Here is a 17598-nt window from a genome sequence, read left to right as displayed (position 1 = left end):
TTGTGGGGAAAACGTAGAGCGCACAGAATCGAGAGTCGAATCGAGTAATGTTGGGATCTGCGAAATATTCTAAAAAAATTAGAGTACTGTCAGCCTGGAGCCGGCGGACTTCGGTTGAAGCCTTAAACAGCTTGACGACTCACGCAGACTCAGTTGAATTTACGCTTTGATCGCAGAAATTGGATTTAGAGCGTTTATGTTGTCTCCAGCTGAAAAAGACCAGAGTCATCGTACCGGCAAGAAGGTGCGTTCCCTGACGCGTCTGGTCGAAGCAGACGCCGATCTGCTGAGCGCCCAGCTCCAGGAACTGCGTTCGCGTGCTTTTCCACCTACGGCACAAAAGGAATTGCGCAAGTTCACGTCCGGCGAGGCAGCCAAGCTGATCGGCATTACAGACGCCTATATACGGCATCTATCATTAGCAGGTGAAGGTCCGGAGGCGGAAAAGACTCCTGGCGGGCGCAGGCTTTACTCGCTCGACCAAGTTCATGAAATACGCCGCCATCTGGCGAAATCGAAAAAGAGCTACCTGCCCGGTCGCCAGGGCAATGAACATATGCAGGTTATCGCCGTGACCAACTTCAAAGGCGGCTCCGGCAAAACCACGACCGCTGCACACGTGGCACAATATTTCGCCATGCGGGGATATCGTACACTCGCTATCGATCTCGACCCGCAAGCTTCGCTCTCTGCCCTCTTCGGCATTCAGCCGGAATTTGATCTTGAAGAGAACGATACGATCTATGGCGCAATCCGCTACGATGATCAGCAACGCCCTCTCGTTGACATCATCCGCAAGACCTATTTTGCCGGGCTGGACATCATTCCGGGCAATCTGGAGCTGCAGGAATTCGAGCACGATACGCCGCGCATTCTTGCCGAAAAAAGGCGTGGTGCGGAACGCCTGTTTTTCTCCCGTATCGCCGGCGCCCTTAATACCGTGGATGATCGCTATGATGTGGTCGTGCTCGATTGCCCGCCGTCCTTGGGCTTCTTGACGTTGTCTGCGCTGTGCGCCGCTCGTAGTGTCCTTGTTACGATCCACCCACAGATGCTCGACGTGGCATCCATGTCGCAGTTTCTTCATATGACTGCCGGATTACTGGACGTGGTCGAGCAGGCGGGCGGCGATGCTGACTACGACTTCTTTCGTTATGTGATTACACGCTACGAGCCGAGTGACGGTCCGCAGGGTCAGATCGTGGGACTTATGAAGAGCCTGTTCGGCGAACGCGTTTTAACCAATGCCTTGTTGAAGTCCACTGCCATTGCCGATGCGGGCCTCACAAAGCAGACTCTTTACGAAGTCGGCCGCGAATATTTTACCCGCGCGACCTATGACCGAGCCATTGAGGCGCTCGATGCAGTCAATTTCGAGATTGAGGGTCTGGTGCGCGAAGCGTGGGGCAGATCACCATGAATAAACGCAGAGATGCCCTGAAAGCCATGATGGCGCCTATCAATGAGGCGTCGCAAACCGAGCATCGCCTGGCGAAACCGGCGCAGAAGTCCGGATCCCTGAAAGCCATGGGTTTGTCGCTGCAAAGCCTTTCGGACGATGCCGACGAAGCACAGGCGTTGCGCGAAAAATTAGCTTCCGGCGAACATGTGATCACCATCGAGCCCGACCTGATTGACGCCTCGTTCATCCGGGACCGTCTCGATGATGTTGATACAGCCGAGTTCGAAGAATTGAGGGCAAGCATTGAGGAGCATGGCCAGCAAGTGCCGATCCTCGTGCGCCCCAATCCACGGAACGACAGCCGTTACCAGGTTGCTTATGGACATCGCCGCCTCGCTGCACTGAAAGCTATTGGTCGCCCGGTCAAGGCGATTGTCCGCGATCTGTCCGATGAAGATCTGATTGTAGCGCAGGGCAAGGAAAACCTCGAGCGCAAGGATCTGTCCTTTATCGAGCGAGCCCTCTTTGCGGCGCGACTTGAGGCGCATGGTATTGAGAGACAAGCGCTGATGGCAGCTTTGTCGGTGCATAAGGGCAATCTGTCGACCATGATTGCCGTTGCTAATTCGCTGCCAGAAGATCTGATACAGGCCATTGGTCCCGCGCCCAAGGTTGGCCGGCCGCGCTGGGAGCAGCTGTCACAGCTTTTGCAGGAGACTCCGGGTCACTGGAAAGAGCGTGTCGATATGGAGTTGCTCTTCAGATTGGACAGCGATGCACGCTTCGCGCTGCTTCTCAAAAGCCTGATGCCGAAGAAGAAATCGGGAGCCTATATTTACCCGCTCAAATCCAGGGAGGGCCAGGCGTTTGCCAGGATCGAGCAGGCTGACGCCAAAACCCGGGTGATTATCAATGAAGCGATGACGCCGGGTTTCGGACACTACCTGATTGAGCACTTGCCGGAAATCTACGCGGCTTTCAATCGCCGCGAACACAGTTGAACCGCGTATAACACAACTCTAACTGGAGCGAGATCACAAAAGAAAAGGCCCCCGAAACTGCGTCCCGGAAGCCCTCTCAAAGTCTAAGCAGCTTGAGAATCGCATTTCCGAGAATCACTGTCAAGCGTTAAGCGCTGTTTCGGCGAGCACATTTCTTTTGCCTGATTAAAGGTGAACGGAGATGCTTGGAAATCTGATAACGACGCCTTTTGGGCGGTGCGCGATGTCGCTTGGCCAACTGAAGACGCAGGCACAAGCGCATGAAATCGAAGAAGGCAAGACCGCCGACAAATGGCAGATCTATCGCTGGTTGTGCGAGGGCAAGGAAATCATCGGCGTAGGGGATCGTTCGCTCGCCGTTCTCAATGCGTTGCTGTCGTTTTTGCCCGCTGATGAACTATCGACCGAAAACGGTCTGGTGGTTTTTCCCTCGAATGTCCAGCTCTCCATGCGTGCCCACGGCATGGCCAACGCCACGCTTCGCCGGCATTTGGCAGCGTTGCTCGAATGCGGCCTGATCATCCGCAAGGACAGCCCGAACGGCAAGCGCTATTCACGCAAGGGGAGAGGAGGAGAGATTACTGACGCTTTCGGCTTCTCCCTGGCGCCTTTGCTGGCACGCGCAGAGGAGTTGCAGGCGGCCGCAGAGAACGTGCGAGCAGCCACCAGGGCGCTCAAGCTCGTCCGCGAGCGGATCACGCTGCACCGGCGCGATATCGCGAAACTCATCGAGGTGGCGGTAGCGGAAGAGATTCCCGGCGACTGGGCAACGCTGTGGAAGCGTTTGCGATCGATCGTGGAGGCAATTCCGCGGCAAGCCGTGCTTGCCACGCTGGAGCCGATCCTGAGCGAACTGGCGCTGCTACATGATGAAGTCGCTATCCTGTTGGAAAATCATATAAATGCTGAGAATCTGAGCGCCAATGAGTCTCATATTGATCCGCAGCAACAGAATTCAAACACCGACTTTCACCCTGATTTTGAACCTGGCTCAAGAACAAGCCAAGGATCGAAACCCGAGACTAAACCAACCAGGGTTGAGGATCCGACAAAGTCCTATCCGTTAGGATTGGTGCTGAAGGCCTGTCCGGAAATTGCCGACTATGCAGCAAGCAGTATCGGCAGCTGGCGGGATCTGATGGCGACAGCCGCGCAGGTGAGGGGGTATCTCGGCATTTCGCCCTCGGCCTATGAGGAGGCGCTTGATGTCTTCGGCCAAGAGAACACGGCCATCGTCATTGCCTGCATCCTGCAACGGGCCCAAAGCATTAACTCAGCTGGCGGATACCTGCGGGCATTGACAGAAAAGGCCAAGGCCGGGGAATTCTCCGTTGGGCCGATGCTGATGGCGGCCTTGAAAACACAGGGCGCACATATTCATCTGGTGAAGGCGACATGATGGACGCTCTGCTATCGGTCAACAGGCCAAGATTTGTCGCCGGGTCTGCAAAGATGGTTGGCAACCGATGCTACCAAGCCCGACGGGGATTATTTGTCACGGATGACATCGTGGTTGTAAGAAGTTATCACTGCCGCAACAAGTTGATTTCGCTGGTTACAACCGTTTTGCCCGAGCGAGGGTCAACGTCGATAGTGGTGAGCTTCATGCCATTGCTCCCAACCTTTTCCAGGAGCAGCTTCGCATTACGGTCGCCGTTCACCTCCTTGGCCCAGCGGATATCCAGATTGATAGCGTTGTCGCGTCGGCTACCGGCGAGACCTGCCGTGCCGGAGCGTGATCCGGTGTAGGATCCGGTATATGTGGCACCGTTGAACTTCAGATCAGCACCAATAAGGCGCGAGAGGACAACCATGCTGCGGCAACTCCCGTCAAGTGAAAGGGATGTATCCGTGGTGTTTGAATCGAATTGGCAAGCAACAGAAACGGCGGCCGAATTCGTCCGCAGTTTGACCATGCCTTTACCTGCCCACTTTCCCTGGAGAGATTGAAGAAAAATGGACTCGTCCGCTCCAACAGCCTCGGCGACAATTGTCAATGTGCTCGCAAGCAAAAGCATGAAGAAAAACTTTGTCATATCGGCATTCCCAGTTTGTGCAGCGGAACCGACGCCAACAGCAGCAGATCTCGAAATTGCCGGCGTTTTGTAAAGCCTAACTTGGACCGTTCAACAGTATCGACGCAAAACCGCCGCTTGGCGACCTGCATATTGGAAACAAACGCACGCTCTGTCTATTTGTTCATAAGTCAATCGATTGTGAACTCCTAATCCGGGATCAAGAGTGCGCCCGTGCGCAGCAGGCGTGTGATCCAGCGTGTCTGCCGCTACTGCAGATACAGTGGGTTACATAAGTCCCGCTAGGCTGACACATCGTCCATACATACGCCTGCTCAAATCACAACGTTGGTTCGAAGTCGAATGCTGGACCGCAGTTACTGGGGTTACGAAGCATAACATACGGCCGCGGCTGGCGGGTTTGGCATCGCCATGTTGTCACCGGTGCCGGACTAACAGGGTTCCGCACTGCAGCAACAAGCAATTGAGCGCACCGATCTTCTGCAGAACGATGTCAGCGTGCCAGGACACGAAGTCGTCCAGGCGCGCGTCGATATCGCTCCGGGCGCAGTTTCCATCAAGCGCTCTCATCCGGGTGAAGAGGTCGCTTATGTACTTGAAGGTTTGCTGGAGTATCAGCTCGAGGGTAGGCAACCAGTAACGCTCAAGACCGGCGAGGCTCTTTTCATTCCGGACGGGGTGGCACACTTGGCGAAGAATGTTGGTACTGGCAAGGCGTCGGAACTCGCAACGTATTTTGTCAGAAAGGAAACACTCCTCGTCGTTCCGGAGAAATAACCGGTGGTGCCGGCCCTAGTGTGTGAGTTGAACGGCTTGGCTCGAACCTGACTTCAGATCGGGTTTTGTCGGAACAACTCGGCAACCATTGCAGAGTCAAGATAGGCTCGCACCTCGACGATGGCGTCGCCTGCAAATCGGACTATCCAGCAACAGCGTGCCTTGAGGCAGGACTTTGTTGAGCTTGTCGAAGGTGCCCGCTATGAAGGCCGCTTTTGAATGATACCGCCCGGCGAGTGGATGGGTGCCCATCACTGTTCAGTCGACATCATCGGCAACGTGTACGAAGAATCCGCCTCCGTCACCATGTTCCAGGTTGGCGAAGTTTGACCGGACTGTCGGCTCATCGCACATGAGCGAGCTCTGAGTGGCCATTGTTTGAAACTCCTTGGGTTGGAAGCTATTACAAATGACAAAAAATCCTGCCAAACTGGAACTATCGCGCCCCGCTGGAACCTTTTTGTACATGACAGCTGCTGATAGTGGGGCCTGAAATTGCTGGTGGCATGGTTTGTTACAAGTGCGCATCCTTGAGTATAGCTCGAAAGGATTAGTACTAATCCTTTGTGTTTCAACCAATTGGTAATGAACCGTATACACGATAACTGCAGCCATCAACTGCGGAGCGTTTCATGCTATCTTTACTGTTACTCGGCACTTATTTGGCCGGAGGAAATATCGAAAAGGGCGATGAGATCGTCAGTGCTCAGCTCGAATTGATGAAGCTGTCTTACTTCTGTGACGACCCGCTTTATCGAAGCAAGAGAGATGCTACTCGGCGTTCGATCGCGCAACTTGAAACGTCATTCAAAATCGAGAACATCATGGATCTCGACAGCAACCTAAAAAACAACGCTGTCAAACTGAGCGTACCGTTGAACCGGGGGGACTGCATCGCTCTCATCTCTGAAGCACAGGAGAAAGTCGACCGGTTGTACGAGGAGTACAGGCCTTAAGGTAACCGCACTGCTTGAAATGTATGACAACTACCGCAATGGCCCGTGATCGCGACAACGGCCCTTATCATTTATAGCCCGCTATGCAGCGTTGCCATGTTCTGTAGTTCCAGGAAAGCGGAAGGAACCAAATTAAATATTGACCCGACTTGTCATGTTTTATAACTCCTACTGAGTTACTCCTTGCATGATGGAATTATGGCAGACTTTCCAAATTCAAACCCGGCACTGATTGGCAACACGACATTCCACGACGTCGAATCCAGCCAGAATGGACAGATTTATCGGGTTTTCATCTATCGTCCGATCGGTGACGCGCCGGCGGGCGGCTGGCCGGTACTTTACATGACGGATGGCAATGCCGTGATTGGAACAGCTGTAGATGTGATGCGGGCACAGGCAAGCTATCCAGGTGGTACGAACGTCGAGCCAGGTATCATCGTGACTATCGGCTATCCGCTTGACGCTGCCTACGATCCGCTGCGACGTTCCTGGGATCTGGGGCCGCCGCCAGGACAGACCTATCCGCCTTTCTTTGAGAACAGCCCGGTGGTGAAGACCGGCGGGGCGGAAGAGTTTTTGAGCTTCGTGGAGGACCAGATAAAACCGATGGTGGAGGCCATTTTGCCGATCGATCGAAGTCGCCAGGCGCTGTTCGGGCATTCCTTCGGTGGGCTCTTCGTGCTCTACAGCCTATTCACCCGTCCTTCTGCTTTTACGACCTGGATTGCCGCCAGCCCTTCGATCTATTGGGAAAGCAAATCCATCGAGCAGTTCTACCCGAGATTTGCCGCCTCGAGTGCGGTCAGGGAAGGTGCGGAGCTCTTCCTCTCCTGCGGAGAATACGAGACCGAAGAACTTGCTCCATTCCAGATAGGTGCGGAGGATGAAGCTGAGAGGCGTGCGCATAAGAAAGTAACCCTTAATGATGTCTATGCCACTGAACTTATGAACCGGCTCAACGACTTGCCGGGCAGGCCAATACGGGCACAGTTTGAAATTCATCTTGGCGAAAACCACATGTCGTTGTTGCCGGTCGTGGTCAACCGCGCCATTCAAAATGCCTTTGCCATCAGGAAACCCGTACGAGCCGGTTGAAGGCCGAGGAGTGACCATGTTCCCGCGCAGTCCGCTACTGGACGTGCCGCAAGTATCGGACGCGCCTGCAAATAGTCAGGCATGTGTCGACATCTGGTGGTGGCCTTACGATGCCGACGTGGATTGGCATAGAATCTGCGATGGGCTGACGTTGGAGGAAAAGTCGCGAGCGGCGACGTTCCACTACGAAAAGGATGCGATTTCGTTCATCGCGGGACGTCATTTGCAGCGTGCCACCGTCTCGAAGTACACTTCAATTCCTGTACAGGATCTACATATCGCTGCTGGACCACATGGTAAGCCCTGTCTTACCAATTCGGTCATTGCCTTCAACTTGACAAATGCCGAAGGTCTGGCTGCGTTGGCAATCAGCCGGGACTGCTCGGCGGTGGGAATTGATGCCGAGCCGATGGCGAGAGTGATTGAAACGGAGGCATCATCCTTGTTCTGCTCATCTGCGGAGCTGGATATTTTGTCGACACTTCCGCCAGGCGAATCCCGGTCATTGCGTCTCAGCTACTGGGTCCTCAAGGAGAGCCTCGTGAAAGCTACGGGTACCGGTTTCGTGACTGCGCCGAACCAATTGACTATACGACTGGATCGGCCGACAAATGCCATCCGTTTCGACAACCCGATAGCCAATGGTAACACCAGTTGGCATCACCACCTGCTTCAGGGCCCCGGACATCTGATCGCGATTTCCGCTCAAACGGATCGAGCGCAATTAATCCTTCGTCAGCGAGAATTCAGCTCGCTGCCTGGTGACTATCAGTAATCGACGGCCATGGACTGACCAACGGCGTGGTGACCGCTCGACTGCCAGTTCACCTGGGAGTCATGTGGCTCCAGATCGAAGTGACTGTGCCCTAGCAGCGAATTTATGATGTGTGCACTGCGCCAGGCCATGAGGCTCAGCTGCGAGTCTGCGATACCATGGCTATACCGCCCGGCGTTCTGGGCAAAAATGCGATTCTGCTTTGGTCCATTCCAGTTCAGGCAATATTCGTCGCTCAGGGCCGGACGGTTGTTGCGATCGAACTGGATGCGGTCTTGCAGGCCTGCAAATGCGTCCGGCAGCTTGAACTGATAGCCAGTTGCAAGAATGATTGCGTCAGCATGTGCTACCTCGACGCCGCTGTCGAAGCGGTTGCGTACGATCAGGCGGTAGCCACCCTTATCCAATTCCACCTGGATAACATCGCGGTTGGGTGAAAGTTTCGCATCGATGTTGCGGTTCTCCAGATAGCGCAGGCTGTAGAGCCGCCGGTAAATGGCGTTAATGGTTGAAATGGACAGACCGTCGCTTGTGAGGATGGATGCCTTCAGGGCCTCAATTTTCTGGTCATTATTGAGATTGAGGTAGGCGTAGACGTACTCTGGCGAGAACACCTGATTGGAAAAGGCAGTATCGTTGATCGGCTCGAAATTGTGACGACGGCTGAACCAGTTGAGTTCTTTCAGGCCAGGCTTTGAGTTGAGCAACGCTTCGACAACCTCGCCACCGCTTTGGCCCCCACCGATGACCGCAATACGTGCTCCATTGAGCGCCGGCAGGCGACGCCTGGCCTCGGAGTTATGGAAGCAAGTCTCACCCAGGAAAGGCATCGCCCAGGAAGGCACTGAGGGTGTGGTGCCGGTACCCAGGACGAGGTTTCGGGAGCTCACAGCACCATTGTCGAACCGGACAAGGAAGTGATCCTTGTCGAAGGTTACTTCGCGAACGGTGGCGTCGAACGTCAGGTTTTTTAGCTGGCTAGCAACCCAGGCGAGGTATTGTGCAAACTCTCGCCGGGGTACCGCGTCATACTGAGCGTTCAGGAAGGCATAGAGCCGCTTGTGGGCGACAAGATAGGAAATGAACGACCAGGGGCTCGTCGGCATGACTGGTGTGACGAGATCCTTCAGATAGGACGATTGCAGTTCGACATCCGGGAGCATCATGCCCGGATGCCAGTCGAAGCTGGTCCGGCTTTCATAGAAATGCGCCCGTACATTTGGGACGCCATCAAGAAGCGAAGCAAGGCTCAGATTTGACGGACCGATACCGATACCAGCCAGATCCATGGCCTCACCCACAGGATTGGCCCTATCATTGTTTGCAAACATGGCAGTCATCAGAATTCCTTTCTGTGAACTTGTCATTCCGGTCTCAGAGAGCCTCATTCAGTCGATGGGCCAGCCGGGTGTGGAACGCCTGGGAGCCGATCACGTGCAAGTGGTTGGTGCCTGAGATGATTTCCGCCGGGTTGGCGAGGGGTGAGTAGCGCCGCCAGTCGATGAGATTGAGCCCCCGGTTCAGGCTGTCGTCAGCCGCCCACGAATGAATGGGCACGTTGTGCGGCTGCAATTGGTGGCGCCGGAAGATCAGGGCGTTGTCGATGAGGATCCAGAATGTATGCTCGCGGCTGCTGATGTCCGGACCGTCTGTTGGAAGTTCGTCCTTCTCATCGCCCACAAAGCGCAGGAACTGGTCATAGGTGTCTGCGTCCATGACGCCGAGCAGCCGGTCCCATTCGGCGCGCATCGCCGTTTGTGACAACCAATCCTGCACCGTCAGGTGCAATTGATCGCGCTCACCCGGTCTGAAGCGTGGCTTCGAGCCGATTGCAAATTCCGTACCGAGATCGCATACGTCGACCATGGTGATCAGGCGCAGATCGATTTCGTCGCCAAGTCGGCGCGCCGCTTCATAGGCGAGCAATCCGCCCCAGGACCAGCCGAGGAAATAGCAGGGCTGACCCTTGCTGTGGCCCCTGATGTAGTCGACGTAACTCTCGATGATCTCGTCAACGGAAGCGCCGATTTGCTTCTGTTCGGACAGCGAATAGCAGATGAATCCTGTCGCTGGCTGGTCGGCCCCCAGGTAGTCTACCAGCTTGACATACTCGCGTGTGCTGACCAGCAGACCGGGGAAGCAGTAGAGCATCGGCCTGGTGCCCGCGGCGCGCAACACGATGACTTCGCCCCCGGCCTGTTCATTGCCGGCTTCAACGATCCTGGCAAGCGATCGGATCGTGGGATTGTTGAACAGATCTGCGATTGTTGTGCGGTTCTGTGGCTTTCGCTGGCGCAAAGCCGAGAGTATGCGAATAGCGCCAAGCGAATTACCGCCAATGGCGAAGAAATTGTCCTCCACACTAATCGGGCTGATGTTCAGGATCTGCTCCCAGACTTCAAGGACCTCTGTTTCGGCAGCGCTGTCAGGCTCGATAATGGTGCGTTTTGACGGCGTCGGTGCAGGTAAGGCAAAGCGGTCGAGCTTGCTGTTTGGATTGATTGGCATGCTCTTGAGCGGGACGATGGCAGAGGGCACCATATAGGCTGGCAGTGCGCGATCGAGCGCTGCATGGATTGCTGCAACCTCGAGCTCCTGGCCCTGCTTGGGTACAATATAGGCGACGAGCATCTTTTGTTTTGTCACCTCGTCGTCACGCAGGACAACGAGCGCTTCTCCGACACCATCCTGCTGCAGGAGGGCAGCTTCGATTTCTCCGAGCTCAATGCGATAACCTCGCAGCTTCACCTGATGATCGACGCGGCCGACAAATTCTACCGTGCCGTCCTCGCGCCAGCGTGTCAGATCGCCGGACCGGTAGAGGCGTCCACCCTCTTTTGAAAACGGATCTGGAATGAAACGGTCGGCGGTCGTGTCCGCTTTGCCAATATAGCCGCGTGCCATTCCTTCGCCGGCAATGTACAGCTCCCCTGTTACGCCGATCGGGCAGGGGTTCAAATTCGGATCGAGCACATAAACCCGGCGATTACCGACAGCACGCCCGATCGGTGCATAGGTTCCCTCGAACTTCTGCCCTGCGCGCACTTTCCAGACCATGGGGGTCATGATGGTTTCGGTTGGCCCGTAACCATTGATCAGCCACTCGGACTTCAACGCCTTTGAAAGGAGATCGAATGTCGGTTGGGCAAGTCCCTCACCGCCGAACGAGTAAAGCCGCATTGGCGGAGCTCCGTCGGTCAGGTCGGCCCATTCGGCGAGCTGTTGAAGGTAGGTGGTGGGAATGCTGGCATTGTTGGCACCATGCTTTCGCATAGCCGTCAATGTTTCTTCTGGTGTCCACAGAGGTTGGTCGGGAAGGATGATGCTCCCGCCTTCCATCAGCGGGTTCATCCAGCGTTCGTGTCCCCCATCCGAGCTAAAGGGCAGGAACGGCAGCTCACGAGATTGTTCGCTCATGCCGTAGACGCGAGACGTGTTCTGTATGTGATGAGTAAGAGGCCCATGCTCGACGGCAACACCCTTGGGCAATCCCGTCGATCCTGACGTGTACATGATATAGGCGAGTTGATCCTTGTGGACCGATACGTCAGGTGCCGTGTCCGGCTCTAGTGTCAGGTCAAGCTTGTCCAACTCCAGAACAATGGCATCCAGACCCTCCGGAATACGATCGAGTAGCCAGCTGTGGGTCAGGATTACTTTCACACCGCCATCACGCAGGATGTGATGATTGCGTGTTGTCGGATGGTCGGGCTCCACCGGAATGTATGCACCGCCCGCCTTCAATGTCGCGAGAATACCAACGATCGCCTCGGGCGAGCGTTTCACGGCAATCGCAACGCTGACTTCTGCACCAACTCCGAGCTTGATCAGCCTGTGGGCAAGCCTGTTTGCGCTCCTGTCAAGCCTGGCATGACTCCAGACCTCATCGGCATATATGATGGCGGTCTTATCCGGCGTGCGGACTGCATGGGCCGCGATGTGCTCATGGACGGGACGGTCGTCATTGATACCGTCGTCATCATAAGGCGCGGAAAGGGCATCGAGTTCGTCGTTGGCGATGAGTTCGATGTCTTTGACCCGAACGCTCGTGCTCGCGACAGACTGTGCCAGAATGCGGCTGAAATGGACCGCGGCGCGCTCGATCAGTGCAGGCTCATAGAGATCTCCTGCGTAATCGAAAAGCCCATCGAGACCCCCTGAACCATTGGGAGAAACGATCAGTGCGAGCTCGACGTCTGAGCGGGGAGCCAGGGCAGCCAGTAATTCTGATGCAGGACCAGAGGGGAAGGAGGGGTCGCGGAATTCGAACAGCGATTTGACGATCGCATCCTGTTCGCGCTCCTCATGAGTCTGGATTTCCTGCACGAGCCGTTCGAATGGTACGAGATTACGGGTGCCGGTCGCGATAGCGTCGGACACGGCCTGGCAAACATCAAGAAAACGAGAGTGCGACGCAAGTTCGGTCCTGAGCGGTAGAATCTGCTCGTTCCGGCAGATGGTTTGCCGGCTATGGTTATTACTGCGATTTGTCAGAAGAACGCCGTGTTGCAGGCTATAGTTGCCGCTGTAACGCGCAAGCAGAACAGCAAAAGTTGCACTCAAGAGAAGATCAGCCTCAAGCTGTTGTTGTCCCGCATATGTCTTGACACTGTTCCACACTGTCGCGCTGAGCTGGAAGGGTACTCGACGGCGCTCGGCTCCCGCGAAGCCACTTGCGTTGAAACGTGTGGGCAAGGTTGTGGCATTGTAGTCGTGGCCGATGAGGTCGCGCCAATACGCGAGAGCCGTTGTGAAATCGGATGTTTCCAACCACTCTTCTTCGCGCGCACCGTGGAGTAGTCCGGCATCATCAAGGGGAACCAGGGCGTCACCGCCGATCAAGGCTACCAGATCCCGTCGAAGGATCGAAAGTGCCCCCGCGTCACACATGATCGGATGCACGACAACTGTCGATATAAGCGCCTCAGTGGAGACGACGAGCTGGATTCTTGATGATACGCCAGCCAGGAGGTCGAAGGGTCGGGAGATGAACGCGGCCCGCTGTTGTTCCGCCTCAACTGCAGTCAGAGGATTGCCATCGCTTCCAAGTGTTTCAATGGAAGGATTGTCACCAGCCACACAGAATTGCTCGATACGTCCGCCAGCGAAGCGGCGAAAGCGTGTCCGCAATGCGACATGACGCTCGCCCAGTTTGATGAGAACTTGCTGAATGCGATCGAGTGCGATCGACAGATCCCAACGCAACGACAGAACCTGCAGGGGGAAAACGGTATTGTTGCCGATCTGTTCAAGCGACCAGATGCGCTTTTGTGCAAGTGTCAACGGGTGGCTCGCGGGCGCGTCGGCCAACGCGCTGTCTACCGATATGGAATCTTTGGTCTCTGGTTGAACGAAAAAATTGTTCATTTGCTCACCGGTCCATTATTGGGGTTCGAATCCGCCATTGCCTGGCGCAAGCTGAGTGGCCGCGGATCATTCCAGATTTCCTTGATTTTCTGCAGGCACTCGTCGCGTTTGCCGCTTACGGATACCCTGGTCCAGCCGATTGGCAGTGCCTTATCGTCTGGCCAGACAGAATGGCGATCTTCCCGATCACGAACGACGCTCCAGGTTTCTGGCCAGTTCTCGGGCAATTTCTCCGCTGCAGGCATCGCGCAAGCTCCTTCGACAAGACAAACATGACAAAGAGACGGACGCGCCCGCGCGCGATTTAAGCAAAAAAGGAGAAAATTTTTTCGAAGATTGGCCTAAATCGTCGCCGGCAAATTTCGTCTCTCCAGAAAACTGACGCGTAAAAGTTGCAGCGATGGTGCTGCGGAGTGTGCCATGACCCTCATTTCCAATCTTGTTACAGAAACGCGTGTTGAACCGTTTCCACGCTTGTCCCGGTTCCTGAGAGCAGGAGCGTTGTCAACGCCGGACCGCTTGATGATTTCGACCGCTGGCGGCGCTCATACTGTGGTAGTGGAGAACAAGCCGAACCTGACAAGACTAGGTTTGCCCGAACTCGCGCCGGCAGAAATCGTTCCGGTCCTGTCCTCCGCTATCGAATTCGTGTCCGCCCAATCGCGCGATGTCGGTATGATCAAGGTCGAAAATGTTCCTGCATCCGACTTTCCACTGGGCGAACCGGAAGGTAATTGTTTGACGGTTGATCCGCGAGCGTTTTGGCAATGGCCGGCACCGTGGATTGCAAAGCCGGCTTACCCAAATCCGCAAATTCATGCCTTCAGCAACGGTCAGTTTCACCCAAAACGGCCGCACAAGCTCAAAGGCATTGTTTATGAACGGTACATTCCCTGGCTTGATCAGGTGCTTTCATTCCGAGTTGCCGATCCGCAGGTTGACATCGAGCATTTCCATCGCTGGATGAATGATGAGCAGGTCAATGTCATCTGGGAGGACGGCGGCGACCGGGAGAAGCACGTAGCGATCCTTGAGGAGCGTCTTCGCGACCCGCACATGCTTGCGCTCATCGGGTGCTTCAATGATGTGCCATTCGGGTATTTCGAGGTCTACTGGGCGAAGGAAAACCGTCTGGGGCCCTACTACGATGCGCAGGATTATGATCGCGGCTGGCATGTGGCTATTGGCGAACCGGCCTATCGCGGCAAGCAGTGGATCACTGCCTGGCTCCCATCATTGATGCATTTCATCTTTCTCGACGATCCGCGCACACAACGTATCGTTGGCGAGCCGCGCGCAAGCCACGAGCAGCAGATCCGTAACCTCGACCGTTCAGGATTTGCCAAGGTCAAACATTTTGATTTTCCACACAAGCGCGCCATGCTGGTGATGCTGACGCGGGAAAGGTTCTTCGGGGACAGTCTTTGGGTTCCCGCTCCATGAGCACCAAGCCACGGAAGGCCTATTTTGCACCCGACAATCTGAACGATCCGGCACTGACCCGATTGATCTTCCGGCTTGGTATGCCCGCGGTCGCCGGTTTGTCGATCAATGCCGTGCACCATACTATCAATATGGTGTTCGTCGGTATGATCGGCAGCCATGAAATCGCAGCAATTACCGTCGTTTTGCCAATCCTGATGATGATCGGCGCGATAGGCGAAGGGCTGGGTGTCGGTGTCGCCACCGCGATCGGCCGTGCGCTTGGGGCCGGCGACCCGCAGCGCGCCAATGTTACGGCATCGACACTGGCCGCCCTGACAATACCGCTTGGTCTGGCATTGACCGCCGGTATCCTGATGTTCAGACGCGAATTGCTGGTCCTTTTCGGCGCAAGCGATGCCATTCTGCCACTGGCCGAGCATTACCTCACCATCGTTGCCGTCTCGGTGACGTTGACGATGCTACAGATACTCGCTGATTTTATCGCCATCTCGGAAGGCAATACCCGCTTCAGCATGTGGACGCTGATCGGCTGCTTTGCACTCAATATCGCACTGGATCCTATCCTGATCTTCTGGTTCGGTTTCGGGCTCGCGGGTGCTGCAGTGGCTACCATTCTGTCCCAGATCGCCGCGCTCGCGGCTTACCTGCTTTATTTCACCAAACGGGTCGGGACATTGCATCTTGCGATGCGTTTCGCAACGCTTCGAATGGATATTCTCAAACCCGTCCTTTTGATCGGCTTACCCACGACCTTGACGAGCATGTTGAGCAGCATCAGTTTTGCTGTGCTCTTCACTTTTGCCGGCTTCTACCGCGGCGATAGTGGTATCGCAGGCGTTGGCATCGCCATGCGTGTCCTCATCCTGGGGATGTTGCCGATTGTCGGCCTTTCCCTTGGAGGGCAGGCGGTGTTGAGTTTTGCCTGGGGAGCGAAAAATCCTACGCGGCTGCTCACGGCCTCCGCTACGCTCCTCAAACTGACCTCGGGGTTCGCGGTTCTCTATGGGTTTGGCGCGGTGCTCCTGCGCTATCCGGTGGCTGCGATCTTCACCAATGATGGGGAGATTGCTGAGATCGCCGCGCTCACCATTGTCGTCACGCATGTTCCATTTGTTTTCTTCGGCGCACGGCAGATACTGATTGTTCTCTTGCAGGCGCAGGGCAGGGCGCGGCTGGCCGGCATTATCAGCGTCGCGCAAAATGGCTATTTCCTCCTGCCGCTTTTGCTGGTTCTACCACACTGGTTCGCCTTTGCAGGGGTAATTGCCAGCTTGTTCCTGGCGCCAATGCTGACAGCTTTCATGTCGCTGGCACTCCTCGTCGTCACTATGCGCCAACTTCGTGGCCATTCGTCATCCGTTACAATCACCAGTTTCAACAGCACCGTGTCTGAGAGGGCATCATGAACAAAGCCATGCCACCCCAAGAGTTTGATCTTTCAATGCCGGACGATCTTTTTTCGCCGGTGGATGTTGCGGCGTTCAATGCTGTATCGCCCCCGATTTTTCAAACTTCCCTGTTTACTTATGACAGCTACGAGGCGATGGAAGACGTCTTTGCCGGACGCTCGCGCAATTACATCTATTCGCGTGGCGATAATCCAACCGTACGGGAATTTGAGTTGCTTACGGCCCGACTCGAAGGAGCCGAGGACGGGCGCGGTTTCTCCAGTGGTACAGCAGCAATCACGGCGACGATTCTGAGCCTTGTCGAAGCCGGCGACCGGGTCGTGGCCGTCCAGCACCTCTACAATGATATCTACCGGCTGTTCGTCAAACTGCTTGCTCGGTTCGGCGTTACGGTGGACTTCGTCGACCCTTCCAATCACGACGAAGTACGAGCGGCACTGCCAGGCGCGAAGCTGCTCTACCTCGAAAATCCGACATCAATGGTTTTTGAATTGCAGGACGTCGAAGCGCTGACGACGATGGCCAGGGAATATGGTGTGACGACTGTCATCGACAATTCCTGGGCGACGCCCCTTTTTCAGAAACCCATCCAGCACGGCGTCGATATCGTCATCCATGCCGCATCAAAATATCTCGGCGGGCACAGCGACACTGTCGCTGGCGTGGTCGTCGGACCACGCGATCTCATCGCTAGAATAAACAGCTCAACCTATCCCTATATCGGCGCCAAACTGTCACCGTTCGAGGCATGGTTGCTGCTTCGCGGCATGCGTACTCTAAAGGTTCGATTGAAAGAACATATGCATAACGGCCTGGTGCTCGCGAGGCATCTGCAACAACATCCGGACATTGCGCTCGTCCGTCATCCTGCCTTTTCCGATCATCCGGGCAAGAAGACGCTGACCGGCTTTTCCGGTTTGTTTGCTTTCGATCTGAGCCCCGATGTCGATGTGGCGCGTTTTGTAAACGCACTGCGCCACATCAGGCTGGGTGTCAGCTGGGGCGGGCCCGAAACGCTCGTGGTTCCGGCGAAGGCCGCTTTGCAAATTCCCGATCGCATGACCTCCTTCGTTCGTTTCGGCGTCAATCCGCAGACCATCCGATTTGCTGTGGGTCTCGAGGAACCCGAAGTGATCTGGAACGATATTCAACAAGCGCTGCATGCGGCGCGTCTGTAGCATTGAGGACACAGCCTCTTCCTGATTTGGCAGGGCGCGTGAATAAAGTCGGCAATTAACCGATCGCGCCTTGACTCATATAAGATGACAAATGTAGTCATCTTTAAACATGAGTACAAAGCTCATATAAAATATCAAGCAGAGTCAGAGTTT

The 17598-nt window shown here is 55.4% G+C and carries 14 protein-coding genes; 10 read left to right on the top strand and 4 right to left on the bottom strand.

The window, feature by feature from the left end; translation table 11 throughout:
• Positions 1 to 196 precede the first annotated feature (196 nt).
• The 3 genes from repA (at position 197) to repC (ending at position 3802) form a co-directional block, all read left to right on the top strand.
• Entirely contained in the window at positions 197 to 1420 is a 1224-nt protein-coding gene (repA, locus tag CU102_RS14985; protein WP_106711904.1) for a plasmid partitioning protein RepA, read from the top strand.
• Positions 1417 to 2403 carry a plasmid partitioning protein RepB gene (repB, locus tag CU102_RS14980; protein ID WP_106711903.1) on the top strand — a complete coding sequence of 329 codons (987 nt, stop codon included), beginning with the start codon at positions 1417 to 1419 and terminating at the stop codon, positions 2401 to 2403. Before repA ends, repB begins: the two co-directional genes overlap by 4 nt.
• A 181-nt stretch (positions 2404 to 2584) precedes the next feature.
• Positions 2585 to 3802 (top strand): plasmid replication protein RepC, encoded by a 1218-nt coding sequence (gene repC, locus CU102_RS14975; protein ID WP_106711902.1) that lies wholly within the window; start codon positions 2585 to 2587, stop codon positions 3800 to 3802.
• Between the two features lie 127 nt (positions 3803 to 3929).
• Here the strand turns inward: repC and CU102_RS14970 are convergent, their stop codons facing one another.
• On the bottom strand, positions 3930 to 4439 hold the full coding sequence (locus CU102_RS14970; RefSeq protein ID WP_106711901.1) for a hypothetical protein: 510 nt from the start codon (positions 4437 to 4439) through the stop codon (positions 3930 to 3932).
• A gap of 447 nt (positions 4440 to 4886) precedes the next feature.
• Here CU102_RS14970 and CU102_RS14965 point away from each other — a divergent pair, with 447 nt between their 5' ends.
• The 4 genes from CU102_RS14965 (at position 4887) to CU102_RS14945 (ending at position 8045) form a co-directional block, all read left to right on the top strand.
• Positions 4887 to 5216, top strand: a complete 330-nt coding sequence (locus CU102_RS14965; protein WP_106711900.1) for a cupin domain-containing protein — start codon at positions 4887 to 4889, stop codon at positions 5214 to 5216.
• Between the two features lie 632 nt (positions 5217 to 5848).
• Positions 5849 to 6172 carry a hypothetical protein gene (locus CU102_RS14955; protein ID WP_106711899.1) on the top strand — a complete coding sequence of 108 codons (324 nt, stop codon included), beginning with the start codon at positions 5849 to 5851 and terminating at the stop codon, positions 6170 to 6172.
• Between the two features lie 198 nt (positions 6173 to 6370).
• Positions 6371 to 7270, top strand: a complete 900-nt coding sequence (locus tag CU102_RS14950; RefSeq protein ID WP_106711898.1) for an alpha/beta hydrolase — start codon at positions 6371 to 6373, stop codon at positions 7268 to 7270.
• Between the two features lie 16 nt (positions 7271 to 7286).
• Positions 7287 to 8045, top strand: a complete 759-nt coding sequence (locus CU102_RS14945) for a 4'-phosphopantetheinyl transferase family protein (protein ID WP_166648429.1) — start codon at positions 7287 to 7289, stop codon at positions 8043 to 8045.
• Here the strand turns inward: CU102_RS14945 and CU102_RS14940 are convergent.
• Genes CU102_RS14940 through CU102_RS14930 form a run of 3 tightly spaced genes read right to left on the bottom strand, consistent with a single transcriptional unit; the run spans position 8039 to position 13657 of the window.
• Positions 8039 to 9385 (bottom strand): lysine N(6)-hydroxylase/L-ornithine N(5)-oxygenase family protein, encoded by a 1347-nt coding sequence (locus tag CU102_RS14940; RefSeq protein WP_425351554.1) that lies wholly within the window; start codon positions 9383 to 9385, stop codon positions 8039 to 8041. The two genes, CU102_RS14945 and CU102_RS14940, sit on opposite strands and share 7 nt — an antisense overlap.
• A gap of 34 nt (positions 9386 to 9419) precedes the next feature.
• Entirely contained in the window at positions 9420 to 13412 is a 3993-nt protein-coding gene (locus CU102_RS14935; RefSeq protein ID WP_106711896.1) for a non-ribosomal peptide synthetase, read from the bottom strand.
• A complete protein-coding gene (locus CU102_RS14930; RefSeq protein WP_106711895.1) occupies positions 13409 to 13657 on the bottom strand; it encodes an MbtH family protein in 249 nt (82 codons plus the stop codon). The genes CU102_RS14935 and CU102_RS14930 overlap by 4 nt, the downstream gene beginning before the upstream one ends.
• Positions 13658 to 13832: 175 nt before the next feature.
• Between CU102_RS14930 and CU102_RS14925 the strand changes: the two genes are divergently transcribed.
• Genes CU102_RS14925 through CU102_RS14915 form a run of 3 tightly spaced genes read left to right on the top strand, consistent with a single transcriptional unit; the run spans position 13833 to position 17445 of the window.
• Positions 13833 to 14855 (top strand): GNAT family N-acetyltransferase, encoded by a 1023-nt coding sequence (locus CU102_RS14925; RefSeq protein WP_106711894.1) that lies wholly within the window; start codon positions 13833 to 13835, stop codon positions 14853 to 14855.
• On the top strand, positions 14852 to 16264 hold the full coding sequence (locus tag CU102_RS14920; RefSeq protein ID WP_106711893.1) for an MATE family efflux transporter: 1413 nt from the start codon (positions 14852 to 14854) through the stop codon (positions 16262 to 16264). Before CU102_RS14925 ends, CU102_RS14920 begins: the two co-directional genes overlap by 4 nt.
• On the top strand, positions 16261 to 17445 hold the full coding sequence (locus tag CU102_RS14915) for a PLP-dependent transferase (protein WP_106711892.1): 1185 nt from the start codon (positions 16261 to 16263) through the stop codon (positions 17443 to 17445). Before CU102_RS14920 ends, CU102_RS14915 begins: the two co-directional genes overlap by 4 nt.
• Positions 17446 to 17598 lie beyond the last annotated feature (153 nt).

Source organism: Phyllobacterium brassicacearum (genome assembly GCF_003010955.1).
Taxonomy (GTDB): Bacteria; Pseudomonadota; Alphaproteobacteria; order Rhizobiales; family Rhizobiaceae; genus Phyllobacterium; species Phyllobacterium brassicacearum.
This window is presented reverse-complemented; position numbering and strand designations above follow the sequence as displayed.

Bases quoted from the DNA above. Each gene is read 5' to 3' on its own strand.
- CU102_RS14955 (WP_106711899.1), top strand. From the start codon at position 5,849: ATGCTATCTTTACTGTTACTCGGCACTTATTTGGCCGGAGGAAATATC.
- CU102_RS14940 (WP_425351554.1), bottom strand. From the start codon at position 9,385: ATGACTGCCATGTTTGCAAACAATGATAGGGCCAATCCTGTGGGTGAG.
- CU102_RS14935 (WP_106711896.1), bottom strand. From the start codon at position 13,412: ATGAACAATTTTTTCGTTCAACCAGAGACCAAAGATTCCATATCGGTA.
- CU102_RS14930 (WP_106711895.1), bottom strand. From the start codon at position 13,657: ATGCCTGCAGCGGAGAAATTGCCCGAGAACTGGCCAGAAACCTGGAGC.
- CU102_RS14950 (WP_106711898.1), top strand. From the start codon at position 6,371: ATGGCAGACTTTCCAAATTCAAACCCGGCACTGATTGGCAACACGACA.
- CU102_RS14925 (WP_106711894.1), top strand. From the start codon at position 13,833: ATGACCCTCATTTCCAATCTTGTTACAGAAACGCGTGTTGAACCGTTT.
- CU102_RS14920 (WP_106711893.1), top strand. From the start codon at position 14,852: ATGAGCACCAAGCCACGGAAGGCCTATTTTGCACCCGACAATCTGAAC.
- repC (WP_106711902.1), top strand. From the start codon at position 2,585: ATGCTTGGAAATCTGATAACGACGCCTTTTGGGCGGTGCGCGATGTCG.
- CU102_RS14970 (WP_106711901.1), bottom strand. From the start codon at position 4,439: ATGACAAAGTTTTTCTTCATGCTTTTGCTTGCGAGCACATTGACAATT.
- repA (WP_106711904.1), top strand. From the start codon at position 197: ATGTTGTCTCCAGCTGAAAAAGACCAGAGTCATCGTACCGGCAAGAAG.
- CU102_RS14945 (WP_166648429.1), top strand. From the start codon at position 7,287: ATGTTCCCGCGCAGTCCGCTACTGGACGTGCCGCAAGTATCGGACGCG.
- CU102_RS14915 (WP_106711892.1), top strand. From the start codon at position 16,261: ATGAACAAAGCCATGCCACCCCAAGAGTTTGATCTTTCAATGCCGGAC.
- repB (WP_106711903.1), top strand. From the start codon at position 1,417: ATGAATAAACGCAGAGATGCCCTGAAAGCCATGATGGCGCCTATCAAT.